Raw genomic sequence first — 12,560 nt, 5'->3', positions numbered from 1 at the left:
AGACAATGCGGCAGACGATCGCCGGGAACTGCGGCTGTTCCCCACCAAGGGCTGCGGATGGTCCTCAGGCCTGCTGTTTGAAGACGACGGGGAAAGCCATGGTTGGCAGCAGAATAATGCGCTGTGGCTCCGCTGGGAGGCGGTGAGTGACAATCAGCGCATCGAACTGACCTTCACCCACGAGGGGCATTTCAAACCGACGTGTCAGGCGCTGAACATTGTGTTGCCAGCAGGCGAGACTCGCGAGCTGTGGGTGAATGGGTTTCGCCGGGATACTTATGTGCTGTAACTGAGTGCCTTATCCATTGGAACGGTCTCTTGATCAGAGGTTGTGATCAAGAGACTTTGCGAGTCGGATCCAGAGCTAGTTCGGCCATAATGTTAACCGGTGAAAGTCTGTGGTAGGTTTTTTTATGCTAAGTCCAGGGATGACCAACATGAAAAAAACCACCCCCACTCTGCATGATGCAGTATTCAAACAGTTTCTGACCCACCCAGACACGGCTCGTGACTTTCTGGAGTTGCACTTGCCGCCTGTATTGCTGCAAGCTTGCGATTTAAGCACGTTAAAACTGGAGTCCGGCAGTTTTATCGAAAGTGACCTGCGTGCCTATTACTCTGACGTGCTCTACTCGTTGCAAACCAACAGGGGAGACGGCTATGCGTATGTCTTGATCGAACACCAGAGCTCTCACGATAAGCATATGGCCTTTCGTTTAATACGTTATGCCATTGCGGCAATGCAACGCCACCTTGAGGCGGGGAACGATCGGCTTCCGCTGGTGATCCTAATACTCTTTTATCACGGTCAGGTGACGCCTTATCCCTATTCCATGAGTTGGTTAGAAGAATTCAGTGAGCCAGAACTAGCCAGGCAACTCTATGCGGGGCATTTTCCGTTGGTTGATGTGACCGTGATTACTGACGATGAGATTATGCAACATCGCCGCATGGCGATTCTGGAGTTGCTGCAAAAGCACGTGCGCCTACGAGACCTGGCTGAACTGCAGGAACAACTGGTCACATTATTACTGGCCGGATACACTACTAAAGAGCAGCTCATATCGTTGGTGAACTATATGTTGCACATGGGCAGCACGACCGAACCGGAGAGGTTGCTCCGTGAGTTGGCAAGTCGTGCGCCATCGCATGAGGAGGAATTGATGACTATTGCAGAATATCTTGAGCAAAAAGGACGGCTCGAAGGGCGTCGAGAAGGCAAACTTGAGGAGGCAGTAAAAATAGCCCGTTCCATGCTGTCTAGTGGTTTTGATCGCGCAAAAGTGATAGAACTGACCGGCCTTTCCGCAGAAGAGGTCGATCAGCTCTGCCACTAACGGCTATTCCACCACGCGTTTCTTACGCGGCTTTTTCGCCACGGTGACGGTTTTGACTTCGCTCTCTACCCAGCCATCCTGCAGGCGGGTTTTCAGCATTTCCCCAACCTGTGTCTGCTTGGTGGTTTTCAGTAATTCACCCTGTGGCGTCTGCGTTACGCTATAGCCGCGAGCCAAGGTTGCCAGTGGACTAACCGCCTCCAACTGACTACAGGCGACGCCAAAGCGTTGGCGATAGCCATTGAGTTGCCGCTCCATCCCCTGTTGCAAACGGTATTCCTGCTGCTGAACGCGCTGCTGCAAGCGGTGGATGCGGCCCATCGGCTGCACCTGTGCCAGGCGCTGCTGCACGCGTTCACTGCGGCGAGAAGATAGCCGTAATTGCTGTTGCATCCCTTCTTCAAGACGGCGCTGTAGCTTGAAGAGCAGCGTTTGCTGCCGTGCCAGCCGCAGGTGTGGATGCTGTTGTTGCAGACGGTGGTTGATGCGGGTGAACTGCTGCTGGCGCTGCGCCAGATAATAGTCCATCGCCATTTCCAGCCGCTGTTGCTGTGACTGTAATTGGCGCAACAGCTCAAGCTGATTACGGCTGACCAACTCCGCCGCTGCGGAAGGGGTAGGTGCCCGCAGATCGGCAACAAAGTCGGCAATGGTGACGTCGGTTTCATGGCCGACGGCGCTGACTATCGGGATATGGCTGGCAAAAATAGCCTTTGCGACGCGTTCGTCGTTAAAACTCCACAAATCCTCTAACGAGCCACCTCCACGCCCGACGATCAGCACGTCACACTCATCGCGGCGGTTGGCAGTTTCGATCGCACGGACAATCTGCAGCGGAGCTTCTGCGCCCTGCACAGACGTGGGATAAATCACGATCGGCAGTGAAGGATCGCGCCGCTGTAGCACTTGCAAAATATCATGCAGCGCTGCGCCGCTGGCGGAAGTGATGACCCCAACGCGTTTGGCCGGGCTTGGCAGCGGTTGCTTGAACTGCTGATCAAACAAACCTTCGGCGGCCAGGCGCTGTTTTAACTGTTCGAATTGCTGTTGCAGCAGGCCGTCACCGGCAGGCTGCATGCTTTCGGCAATCAGCTGGTAATCACCGCGTGGCTCATACAGGGTGATGCTGGCCCGCACCAGAACCTGCTGGCCATTTTGCGGGCGAAATGTGGTGCGGCGGTTGCTGTTGCGGAACATCGCACAACGCACCTGGGCACGGTCATCTTTCAGCGTGAAATACCAGTGGCCGGAGGAGGGCTGGGAGAAGTTGGAGATCTCGGCGGAGAGCCAAATCTGCCCCATTTCCATTTCCAGCAGCTGTCGAACCGTCTGATTGAGGCGGCTTACGGTAAAAATGGACGGTGAAGTAGGTAGTGACATGTGACCCAGATCAAATTTCAAAACAAGCACTTAATTGGTCGATATTACAGCTCGGCGAAAGGTAATCAAGAGTTTTTGTAAGAAAGTGCTGGAGGCAACCGATTACGCTCTGTATAATGCCACGGCAATATTTTATCTTTTCCGCATCCACCTTGGTGAGATATTGCCCATGCTACGTATTGTAAAAGAAGCTCTAACGTTTGATGACGTTCTCCTGGTTCCAGCCCACTCCACAGTTCTGCCTAATACCGCAGATCTTGGCACCCAACTGACCAAATCCATCCGCCTGAATATCCCTATGCTGTCCGCAGCCATGGATACCGTAACCGAATCCAACCTGGCCATTGCGCTGGCGCAGGAAGGCGGTCTGGGCTTCATTCACAAAAACATGTCCATTGAGCGCCAGGCGGAAGAAGTTCGCCGGGTGAAAAAACATGAAAGCGGCGTGGTCACGGACCCACAGGCCGTTACTCCCTCCACCACGCTGGCTGAAGTGAAAGAGTTAACCGCGCGTAACGGCTTTGCCGGTTATCCGGTCGTGACCGAAGAAAACGAACTGGTGGGGATCATTACCGGCCGTGACGTGCGCTTCGTAACCGATCTGACTCAGCCTGTCACCGCAGTGATGACGCCAAAAGAGCGCCTGGTCACCGTCAAGGAAGGCGAAGCGCGTGAAGTGGTGCTGCAAAAAATGCACGAAAAACGCGTTGAAAAAGCGCTGGTGGTGGACGACAGCTTCCACCTGCTGGGCATGATCACCGTTAAAGACTTCCAGAAAGCAGAGCGTAAACCTAACGCCTGTAAAGATGAGCATGGCCGTCTGCGCGTAGGCGCTGCGGTGGGGGCCGGTGCCGGTAACGAAGAGCGTGTTGATGCGCTGGTCGCTGCCGGTGTTGACGTACTGCTCATCGATTCTTCACACGGTCATTCCGAAGGTGTGTTACAGCGCATCCGCGAAACCCGTGCCAAATACCCAGATCTGCAAATCCTTGGCGGCAACGTTGCGACCGGGGCTGGTGCCAAAGCCCTGATGGAAGCTGGCGTGAGCGCGGTGAAAGTCGGTATCGGTCCTGGCTCTATCTGTACGACGCGTATCGTAACCGGCGTAGGTGTTCCGCAGATCACCGCTATCGCCGATGCGGTCGAAGCGCTGGAAGGGACAGGTATCCCAGTTATCGCTGACGGTGGTATCCGCTTCTCTGGCGATATCGCCAAAGCGATTGCTGCCGGTGCGTCCTGCGTGATGGTTGGCTCAATGCTGGCGGGTACGGAGGAATCTCCGGGCGAAATCGAGCTGTATCAGGGCCGTTCGTTCAAATCTTACCGTGGGATGGGTTCTCTGGGCGCGATGTCCAAAGGTTCCTCGGACCGTTACTTCCAGACCGATAACGCCGCTGATAAACTGGTGCCGGAAGGTATCGAAGGCCGTGTGGCCTACAAAGGCATGCTGAAAGCGATTGTACATCAGCAGATGGGCGGCCTGCGTTCCTGCATGGGCCTGACCGGCTGTGCGACCATCGACGAACTGCGTACCAAAGCCGAGTTTGTGCGCATCAGCGGTGCTGGTATTCAAGAAAGCCATGTGCATGACGTAACCATCACCAAAGAATCACCAAACTACCGCATGGGTTAATGTTTTAACCTCTCTCCTGCGGGAGAGGGGCAGGGATGAGGGGGCAGCCTCTCGTCCCAAATACCCTTTTTGCTCTTTTTCTCTGTTGCTGGAATTTGCCACACATGACAAAAAATATTCATAAGCATCGCATCCTGATCCTGGATTTCGGTTCACAATACACCCAACTGATTGCCCGCCGTGTGCGTGAGATTGGTGTTTACTGTGAGCTGTGGGCCTGGGACGTCAGCGAAGAGCAGATCCGCGAATTCAATCCAAGCGGTATCATTCTCTCCGGTGGCCCGGAAAGCACCACCGAACTGAGCAGCCCGCGTGCGCCAGAATATGTCTTCACCGCCGGTGTACCGGTATTGGGCGTGTGCTACGGCATGCAGACCATGGCGATGCAGTTGGGCGGCCATGTACAGGGTTCAACCGAGCGTGAGTTCGGTTATGCGCAGGTGGAAATCACCCAACCAAGCGCCCTGATCCGCGATATCGAAGACGCGATCAGCCCGGCAGGCAAACCGGTATTAGACGTGTGGATGAGCCACGGCGATAAAGTTACCGCTATCCCGTCAGATTTCGTTACCGTTGCCAGCACCGATACCTGTCCGTTTGCCATTATGGCCAACGAGGAAAAGCGCTTCTATGGCGTACAGTTCCACCCGGAAGTGACCCATACCCGCCAAGGCCAGCGTATCCTGGAGCGTTTCGTGCTGGATATCTGTGGTTGTGAAGCACTGTGGACGCCTGCCACCATCATCGAAGATGCCGTTGCGCGTATTCGTGAGCAGGTTGGTGAAGATCACGTGATCCTCGGCCTGTCTGGCGGCGTGGACTCATCCGTTACCGCTATGTTGCTGCACCGCGCCATTGGCAAGCGCCTGACCTGCGTATTCGTGGATAACGGCCTGCTGCGCCTGAACGAAGCTGACCAGGTGTTGGAAATGTTCGGTGACCACTTCGGGCTGAACATCGTACACGTTGCGGCAGAGAACCGCTTCCTGAGTGCGCTGGCGGGTGTGGATGAGCCAGAAGCCAAACGTAAGATCATTGGCCGCGTCTTTGTCGAAGTGTTTGATGAAGAAGCCTGCAAGCAGAGCGCCGTGAAGTGGCTGGCTCAGGGCACCATCTACCCGGATGTGATCGAATCCGCCGCTTCCGCTACTGGCAAAGCGCACGTGATCAAATCGCACCACAACGTCGGTGGCCTGCCGAAAGAGATGAAACTGGGGCTGGTGGAACCGCTGAAAGAGCTGTTCAAAGACGAAGTGCGCAAGATTGGTCTGGAGCTGGGCCTGCCGTACGACATGCTGTACCGTCACCCGTTCCCAGGGCCAGGTCTGGGCGTGCGCGTATTGGGCGAAGTGAAGAAAGAGTATTGCGATCTGCTGCGCCGTGCCGATGCGATCTTTATCGAAGAGCTGCACAAAGCCGATCTGTACAATAAGGTCAGCCAGGCGTTCACCGTGTTCCTGCCGGTGCGTTCCGTCGGCGTGATGGGCGATGGCCGTAAATACGATTGGGTAGTCTCACTGCGTGCGGTAGAAACCATCGACTTTATGACCGCGCATTGGGCACACCTGCCCTATGATTTCCTTGGCCGTGTATCTAACCGTATCATCAACGAAGTCAACGGTATTTCGCGTGTAGTTTATGATATCAGCGGGAAGCCACCGGCGACGATTGAGTGGGAATGATAAGTTAATATCAGCCTCACTCGATAGCTTGAATAGAATGAAAATCCTCTGTTTTACAGGGGATTTTTCTTTTTCAGCGAGCATTCATTGTGTTAGCCTCGAAAGTTTTGCCATCGGCATGATGTGGTGGCAGAATATGGCAAACAAAATTTTAAGAATTTATCGCATTGAATACTTTTTTACGTTATGCATCTGTAGGTGTGCTGAACACCTTTGTTCACTGGGCTGTGTTTGCGCTCATATTTTTTAGTGGTTTCTCACAATCAATATCCAACGTTGTTGCCTTTTGCATCGCGGTGACCTTCTCGTTCTTTGCAAACGCCAGGTGGACCTTTAAAAAAGAAGCGACTACTGTCCGCTACATGGCGTATGTGCTGTTTATGGGGGGCATGGCATTTTGCGTAGGCTGGATCGCAGACAAAGTAAACGCTAACCCAATAGTCACACTGATTACTTTTTCTGCAGTAAGCCTGATATGTGGCTTCATTTATTCTAAACTAGTTGTCTTCAAGGATGATAAATGAAAATATCGCTGGTGGTTCCTGTCTTTAATGAAGAGGAGGCAATCCCTCTCTTCTATAAGTCCGTTCGTGAATATAAAGAATTCGCAGACAAAGATATAGAGATTGTGTTTATAAACGATGGAAGCTCTGATAAAACAGAGAGCATAATATCTGCCTTGTCTATCGCTGATGAGAAAATCAAAGTTATAAATTTCACGCGTAATTTTGGGAAAGAACCCGCCTTGTTTGCTGGGTTGGAAGCCTCTTCGGGTGATGTCATCATTCCTATTGATGTAGATCTCCAGGATCCAATAGATGTTATCCCGCTATTGTTAAATAAATGGGAAAATGGTGCGGAAGTTGTTTTAGCCAAACGCATGGATAGGCAGTGCGATGGAAGAATGAAGCGTAAAACGGCAGAATGGTTTTATCGGGTTCACAACAAAATAAGCAAACCGGCCATAGAAGAAAACGTCGGCGATTTTAGGTTGATGTCTCGAGAAGTCGTGGATAATATTAAATTACTTCCTGAAAGAAACCTGTTTATGAAAGGGATATTAAGCTGGGTCGGTGGGAAAGTTGACATAGTTGAGTATTCTAGAGCTCAGCGAGTTGCTGGGACAAGTAAATTCAATGGCTGGAAGTTGTGGAATCTGGCGATAGAAGGCATCACCAGTTTTTCGACCTTTCCCCTCCGAGTATGGGCATATATCGGTTTTTTCGCTGCTACTTTATCCTTCATTTTTGGTGTGTGGATGATTCTGGATAAATTAATTTGGGGCAATCCGGTGCCGGGCTATTCATCTATCATAGTTTCCATCCTCTTCCTTGGAGGTGTGCAGCTAATAGGAATAGGTGTACTAGGTGAATATGTAGGACGGATTTACATAGAAACCAAACGTAGGCCGCGTTACATAGTTAAAAAGTGAGATGGAAAATCAGATGATCTGCAAAGACGATAAAAAAACATTAGCCTTGTATTCAGGGTTGGCTCTGCTGTTTATATATCCTCTTATTCAAGCTGGGGTGTTTTACAGGGATGACTTAGACCGAGCAATTACAGGTCAATATGGATGGCGTGGATTAGGGCGGCCAATTGCGGATATTCTGATGAAAATCCTATCGGCGAGTGGTCGCTATAATCTTGACCTGTTTCCCTACACAATGATTGCATCTTGTCTGTTTATAGGTGCCGCTTCCTTATTGCTTTTTAAACATTTGGTTAAAATGGATGTTCCGCATGCCAAGCTTGTTGCGGCACTGTTGATTTTCAATCCCTACCTATTACAAAATATTGCCTATAGATACGACTCTTTAGGCATGGTTATTGCCTTGTTTCTTGCCGTGTTAGCCTATACTTATAGGAACGAGAGCATAATTCGTGAAGGCTCAATAAAAATAATAGCGGGTGTGTTATCGCTAACTCTATATCAACCCTGCGCGAATATTTTCATCGGCCTGCTCGCTATTGATATGATAATTATTGCAGTTAAAAGTGAATCAACAACAGCCCAAGCCATAAAATTAATAATAAACAAGGCCGTGACATTGGTTTGTTTTTATCTTGTTTACATGCTTTTTTTTGCTGTAAAAAACAACTCTCGTTCGGACCTTATTCAGCCAAACGCTGAGGGAGGGGAGCAACTGTTAAATACGGTAAAGGGATTAAAGGAATTGGTTTTATCGTATTTTTACGGCCCTGTGTATATTTACTTCCTGGTACCTATGGTGGTTGCTTTGGTATTCATGATAGTCGGAAATTATGCACATAAAAAGAAAGTAGCTTCATTCATGATATATGCTTTGCTGTCATGCTTTATTTTCTTGGTGTCTCTAATGGGGCCAACAATCCTTCTGCAAGAGGCTCCCGTATTCCCTAGGACATTGGTTTCGTTTTCGGTGATATTGGTCATTATTGCCATTCCGATCATGTGTTTTTCTCCTAGATTAAAATACCTGTCGCTCGTCCCTCTAATCACGGTTTTTGCATTCAGTGCTCAGCTAAGTAGCGCCATCAAGTCACAGCGTGAATATGAAGATTTTGTTTTTAACATGATTGCCAGAGAAATGCTGAGCTACCCAAACATAGAGTCTATCGGCACTGTTGGGCAAGTGAGGATTAACGAAAGAACAAAATTAATCATGGAAAACAAGCCGCTGATTGGCCATTTTCTTAGCCCGGCCTCAGAGTTTATTGCATCTTTTCAGTTGATTAATAAGGGATTGACGCAAACGCTGCATGGTTACGGTGATGAACAAGCCAATATGAATAGGCTTGCAGGGATGAGAGAAAAAGGCATTAAGCCGGTATCCTCTAATAAGAACTATTCGTTATACGTTTCTGGCAATGAGGCTATAGTCACATTGGGAACCACTAAAAGATAACTATTTGTATTGGCTCAATAATTTTTAACTGAGCCCATAAATTTGGTTGATCTGCATCAAGTGGTTAACCAGGCCTGAGTTCGGTATTCAAACGGACTCAGGCCAGCCTGACAGTCATTGCTTTGCTACTTCTGAAAAGTGTCCATCAATATATAGCTGGCATCCTTACGTTTATGTTGATCAATTAACGGCACCAGGCGTTTAAAGTGTTCGCTGGCGCAGTGAGCATCCAACGCCGCGCGATCGGGCCACTCTTCGATAAAGATAAAGTGCCCGGCATCCTTTTGATCAACATACAGATCATAAGCGATACAGCGGGGTTCCTGCTTGGTGGCTTCAACCAGCTCGTGATAAAGCGGTAACACCGTTTCTATCGCTTCAACCTTGATAAAATCTTCGGCAATGACTTTCAGCATTTTTATTCTTCATCCACTTTTACGACTCGGGTATTGCCTAAGTTGAGTGCTTGCCCGGCATGGCCGATTGGCATCATGCGAGGTATTGGCTGGCCGCTGTCGTTCTCCACCAGACGAGAATAATCCTCTCCCGCCGCAAAAAGATGGTCTTCCCCCCATTGGCGCAGCGCAACGATAATCGGGAAAATCTCGCGGCCTTTATCGGTCAGCAAATACTCCTGATAGGCGCTGCCATCGGCGGCAGGGCTAACTTGCAAAATCCCCTGGGCGACCAACGTGCGTAGCCGAGTGGACAGAATATTTTTTGCCATCCCCAGATTCTTTTGAAACTCACTAAACCGGCTGATGCCGTCAAAGGCGTCGCGGATGATCAGCAAAGACCACCAATCACCCAGCACATCCAAGGTTCGTGCTACTGGGCATTGAGCATCCTCAAGGCTTTTTCGTTTCATGGTGCGGCTCCAGAGTTATTCTGGTTGCATTATAAAACCTCTTTCACTAAAGTGCATTGGGTTTAATAATGAAACCACTTTAACGAGGCACATGATGAGTGACAAATCGCTGGAGACCTTCCGCTCACCGTCTGTTGAGCTTTTGCCTACGTCACTGGTGCTGCTGTTGGCTGCAGCCTGCGCTTTCAGCGTGGCCAATGTTTATTACGCGCAACCACTGCTTGATGCCATTGCGGTGGATTTTAATATCAGCCAGGCAAGAGTAGGGATGGTGATCGCTGCGACCCAGGTCGGTTGTGCCTGCGCGCTGTTATTGGTGGTTCCTTTGGGGGATTTGCTGGATCGCCATCGTTTACTGGCTGTGCAACAAATCCTGTTGATGTTAGCGTTGCTAATGGTCGGAGTATCGAGCAGCAGCCTGGCATTACTGGCGGCTATGCTGCTGGTGGGATTGTTGGGAACCGCGATGACGCAGGGATTGATCGCCTTTGCCGCTACGTTGGCCTCCCCGCAGGAGCGTGGACGCGTGGTGGGGGCCGCTCAGGGCGGAGTGGTGATGGGTTTACTGCTGGCCCGCACCCTCTCTGGGTTGCTGGCGGATATTGGCGGTTGGCGAACCGTCTACTTTTTCTCAGCGGCTATTACCCTGATATTACTTCCTGTTTTGGCTCGTTTATTGCCAAAGCAGCCTGCTTGCGAGTTGAAGTTAAGCTATTGGCAATTGCTCAGTTCAATGCTGAGCCTGTTGCGCCATGACCGGATCTTGCAGGTGCGCGGTATGCTGGCGTTGCTAATGTTCGCGGCGTTCAGCATCTTCTGGAGTACGTTGGTTCTGCCGCTGAGCCAACCCCCATTTCTATTTTCTCATTCGACCATTGGTGCATTTGGGCTGGTAGGGGCAGTCGGTGCGCTGGCGGCGATGAGAGCCGGGCATCTAGCTGACCAAGGCTGGGGGCAGAGAGCTAGCGGGATGTGCCTGTTGTTGCTGATGATCGCCTGGCTGCCGCTTGGGTTGATGGAGCGAGGGATGGCGTATCTGATTGGCGGCATCATTCTGCTGGATCTGGCCGGGCAGGCAATCCATGTCCTCAACCAGAGCCTGATTTTCACTGCGCACCCGCAATCCCACAGTCGCCTGGTCGGGTGTTACATGCTGTTTTATGCCGTTGGCAGTGGGTTAGGCGCCTTTGCCGGTAGCCATATCTATGCGTGGGTGGGTTGGCTCGGCGTATGCTGGTTGGGCGCAGCGGTAAGCCTAACTGCGTTGCTGTTTTGGTGGCTTACGCTGAAATATTTCCGTTGACCCTGCCATACGCCAGCGCAGGGTCATCCAGCAGCTTTTTTTTCCGCCATACCCTGGATCACCAATAATCCCAACGCGATGACGACGGGAATAAACACCAGCATATTCAGCCAGAACCAGCCGAGAATATGCATCATCTGCCCAGATAACAGAGAGGCTAATGCAGTGGTACCGAAGACAAAAGAGTCATTCAGTGATTGCACCTTCAGCCGTTCTTGATGTGTGTAACAAGCGCTCAGCATGACGGTCGCGCTGACAAAACCAAAGTTCCAGCCGACACCCAGCAGGATTAATCCGCCCCAGAACCAGATGACCTCGGTGCCTATCATGGAAAACGCAGCGGCTCCGGCCGTCAGCAACAGCCCGCTGGCGCAGATGATACGAGGCCCGAAACGCGATATCAGCCTGCCAGTGATAAACGCCGGCGCGTACATGGCCAGAATATGCCATTGGATACCTAAGGTGGCGGTGGACAGGCTGTGCCCGTGATGGATCATCGCCAGCGGCGTTGCGGTCATCATAAACGTCATCAGTCCATAAGAGACCAAGGCCGCCACCGCGGTGGTGATAAAGCGCAATGAGCCGGTGATTTCCCTCAGAGAGCGGACTTTATCTGTTGATGTGGTTTCACTGTGGTGAGCGGGTTCGGAAAGCGGGTTTTGTTGAGTCGCCAAACGAGCGGTCATGCGCCTCATTTGCCATAAAAGCAGTAACGCAATCAACGCCAGCAGAGACTGCCCGAGGAAACTGGCCGACAGCGGTACTGGCAACAGGTGTTGCGTCCAGATCACCAGTTGTGGGCCAATCACCGCTGCCAACAGTCCGCCGAGCATAACCCGGGAGATCGCCACGGGTTGCTCAGGTTTGGCGACATAATCCGTTATCGCAAAACGGTAACTTTGTACGCACGCCGCGTAACCCCCAGCCATCAGGCAGCCCAGACAGAACAGGATGAAGGAGCCGTTTATGACGCCCCATGCGGCTATTATCCCCCCGATGAACGCACTGAGCGCACCAAGGGTATAGGCGTTAACACGCCCAAAGCGGGCTATCAGGGCTCCTACAGGTAACACCGACAGGGCCAGGCCAATGTTGAAGAGACTGACCGGTAGCGTGGATAAGGCTTTATTACTGCTTAATGTCTCACCCACCAATCCGCCTAACGAGATGATAATCGCAGGCGAGGATGCACCTATCGCCTGAAGGGCAAAAAGCAGATGTACGTAGCGCTTTGTTTGTGCGCGGTAGGTGTCTGTCCCTGTATTGACGCCAGCCGGATCCACGATGGCTATTCCTTGGTTGGTTACTGGTAGTGAATACCTTGAATGAATCAGGCGCTATATCCATGACGCCTGATTCGGTGATAGCGATCAATAGTACCCTAGCAATTTCCACCAGGCGAGGCCGACAACAAAGATCAGAATGACGTTGAAAGTCACCACGCAAAAATTGATTTTATAGAAACGTGG

General features: G+C 51.2%; 12 protein-coding genes. 8 read left to right on the top strand and 4 right to left on the bottom strand.

The annotated features are described in order from the left end of the window. On the top strand, positions 1–289 hold a 289-nt coding region (locus tag ACLQ7H_RS10675), incomplete at its 5' end, for a DUF5110 domain-containing protein (protein WP_411752634.1). A 139-nt stretch (positions 290–428) separates the two neighbouring features. Then, positions 429–1,337: an Rpn family recombination-promoting nuclease/putative transposase gene (locus ACLQ7H_RS10670; protein ID WP_411752633.1), complete on the top strand. Its 909-nt coding sequence runs from the start codon at positions 429–431 to the stop codon at positions 1,335–1,337. A gap of 3 nt (positions 1,338–1,340) precedes the next feature. Here the strand turns inward: ACLQ7H_RS10670 and xseA are convergent, their stop codons facing one another. After that, positions 1,341–2,717, bottom strand: coding sequence for an exodeoxyribonuclease VII large subunit (gene xseA, locus ACLQ7H_RS10665; RefSeq protein WP_411752632.1), 1,377 nt, complete (start codon positions 2,715–2,717; stop codon positions 1,341–1,343). A gap of 169 nt (positions 2,718–2,886) precedes the next feature. Here xseA and guaB point away from each other — a divergent pair, with 169 nt between their 5' ends. From guaB to ACLQ7H_RS10640, 5 genes are all read left to right on the top strand, one after another. Further along, positions 2,887–4,350 (top strand): IMP dehydrogenase, encoded by a 1,464-nt coding sequence (gene guaB / locus ACLQ7H_RS10660; RefSeq protein ID WP_037411907.1) that lies wholly within the window; start codon positions 2,887–2,889, stop codon positions 4,348–4,350. Between the two features lie 104 nt (positions 4,351–4,454). Next, positions 4,455–6,032: a glutamine-hydrolyzing GMP synthase gene (gene guaA, locus ACLQ7H_RS10655; protein ID WP_411752631.1), complete on the top strand. Its 1,578-nt coding sequence runs from the start codon at positions 4,455–4,457 to the stop codon at positions 6,030–6,032. 167 nt (positions 6,033–6,199) lie between these two features. Then, on the top strand, positions 6,200–6,556 hold the full coding sequence (locus tag ACLQ7H_RS10650; protein ID WP_202671272.1) for a GtrA family protein: 357 nt from the start codon (positions 6,200–6,202) through the stop codon (positions 6,554–6,556). Then, positions 6,553–7,464 (top strand): glycosyltransferase family 2 protein, encoded by a 912-nt coding sequence (locus tag ACLQ7H_RS10645; RefSeq protein WP_411752630.1) that lies wholly within the window; start codon positions 6,553–6,555, stop codon positions 7,462–7,464. The genes ACLQ7H_RS10650 and ACLQ7H_RS10645 overlap by 4 nt, the downstream gene beginning before the upstream one ends. 13 nt (positions 7,465–7,477) lie before the next feature. After that, positions 7,478–8,920, top strand: a complete 1,443-nt coding sequence (locus ACLQ7H_RS10640; RefSeq protein ID WP_411752629.1) for a glucosyltransferase domain-containing protein — start codon at positions 7,478–7,480, stop codon at positions 8,918–8,920. Between the two features lie 125 nt (positions 8,921–9,045). Here the strand turns inward: ACLQ7H_RS10640 and ACLQ7H_RS10635 are convergent, their stop codons facing one another. Continuing rightward, positions 9,046–9,336 (bottom strand): putative quinol monooxygenase, encoded by a 291-nt coding sequence (locus ACLQ7H_RS10635; protein WP_411752628.1) that lies wholly within the window; start codon positions 9,334–9,336, stop codon positions 9,046–9,048. Positions 9,337–9,338: 2 nt separating this feature from the next. Further along, positions 9,339–9,788: a winged helix-turn-helix transcriptional regulator gene (locus tag ACLQ7H_RS10630; RefSeq protein ID WP_411752627.1), complete on the bottom strand. Its 450-nt coding sequence runs from the start codon at positions 9,786–9,788 to the stop codon at positions 9,339–9,341. Between the two features lie 94 nt (positions 9,789–9,882). Between ACLQ7H_RS10630 and ACLQ7H_RS10625 the strand changes: the two genes are divergently transcribed. Continuing rightward, the gene (locus tag ACLQ7H_RS10625) at positions 9,883–11,091 is read left to right on the top strand and encodes an MFS transporter (RefSeq protein WP_411752635.1); all 1,209 of its coding nucleotides are present in this window, start codon (positions 9,883–9,885) and stop codon (positions 11,089–11,091) included. A gap of 23 nt (positions 11,092–11,114) precedes the next feature. On the opposite strand, the gene ACLQ7H_RS10620 is transcribed toward ACLQ7H_RS10625, so the two are convergent. Continuing rightward, complete coding sequence (locus ACLQ7H_RS10620; protein WP_411752626.1) at positions 11,115–12,374, bottom strand: MFS transporter; 1,260 nt, start codon at positions 12,372–12,374, stop codon at positions 11,115–11,117. Positions 12,375–12,560: the final 186 nt, after the last annotated feature.

It is taken from the genome of Serratia sp. (in: enterobacteria), from assembly GCF_046715635.1.
Classification (GTDB): Bacteria; Pseudomonadota; Gammaproteobacteria; order Enterobacterales; family Enterobacteriaceae; genus Chania.
Note: the sequence above shows the minus strand (reverse complement) of the source record. Positions and strands in the feature narration are given on the sequence as shown.

What these genes read in the sequence shown, in the direction of transcription:
- ACLQ7H_RS10670 (WP_411752633.1), top strand. Translation starts at nt 429, where the DNA reads ATGACCAACATGAAAAAAACCACCCCCACTCTGCATGATGCAGTATTC.
- xseA (WP_411752632.1), bottom strand. Translation starts at nt 2,717, where the DNA reads ATGTCACTACCTACTTCACCGTCCATTTTTACCGTAAGCCGCCTCAAT.
- guaB (WP_037411907.1), top strand. Translation starts at nt 2,887, where the DNA reads ATGCTACGTATTGTAAAAGAAGCTCTAACGTTTGATGACGTTCTCCTG.
- guaA (WP_411752631.1), top strand. Translation starts at nt 4,455, where the DNA reads ATGACAAAAAATATTCATAAGCATCGCATCCTGATCCTGGATTTCGGT.
- ACLQ7H_RS10645 (WP_411752630.1), top strand. Translation starts at nt 6,553, where the DNA reads ATGAAAATATCGCTGGTGGTTCCTGTCTTTAATGAAGAGGAGGCAATC.
- ACLQ7H_RS10640 (WP_411752629.1), top strand. Translation starts at nt 7,478, where the DNA reads ATGATCTGCAAAGACGATAAAAAAACATTAGCCTTGTATTCAGGGTTG.
- ACLQ7H_RS10635 (WP_411752628.1), bottom strand. Translation starts at nt 9,336, where the DNA reads ATGCTGAAAGTCATTGCCGAAGATTTTATCAAGGTTGAAGCGATAGAA.
- ACLQ7H_RS10630 (WP_411752627.1), bottom strand. Translation starts at nt 9,788, where the DNA reads ATGAAACGAAAAAGCCTTGAGGATGCTCAATGCCCAGTAGCACGAACC.
- ACLQ7H_RS10625 (WP_411752635.1), top strand. Translation starts at nt 9,883, where the DNA reads ATGAGTGACAAATCGCTGGAGACCTTCCGCTCACCGTCTGTTGAGCTT.